We start from the raw sequence: 250 nt of genomic DNA, 5'->3' as shown, positions 1-250 counted from the left end.
GCTGGCACTACGGTCCTGGACGAACCCTGCGTGGTCGACGGCAACCTGATTACGGCCCGTTTCCCTTATGACCTGCCGCGACTAATTAACGCGATGGTGAAGCAGCTGGTGTCTGCAAAGGGCTAAGCCGCGGAACTGGCCCCAGATCGCCTGCTGTGGGAAAGCTCAATGGGGAGGCACGAATGAAGTACGGATTCAATCTGCTGCTCTGGACAGGGCATGTCACCGACGAACACGCGCCTGTGCTGAA

At 58.8% G+C, this 250-nt stretch carries 1 protein-coding gene; it reads left to right on the top strand.

Annotated features, from left to right (window positions below; genetic code table 11):
- The coding region (locus KJQ96_RS42595; protein ID WP_375293279.1) for a DJ-1/PfpI family protein at positions 1–126 on the top strand (126 nt) is incomplete at its 5' end.
- Between the last annotated feature and the right edge of the window lie 124 nt (positions 127–250).

This window comes from Bradyrhizobium sp. sGM-13 (genome assembly GCF_018398875.1).
Lineage (GTDB): Bacteria > Pseudomonadota > Alphaproteobacteria > Rhizobiales > Xanthobacteraceae > Bradyrhizobium.
This window is presented reverse-complemented; position numbering and strand designations above follow the sequence as displayed.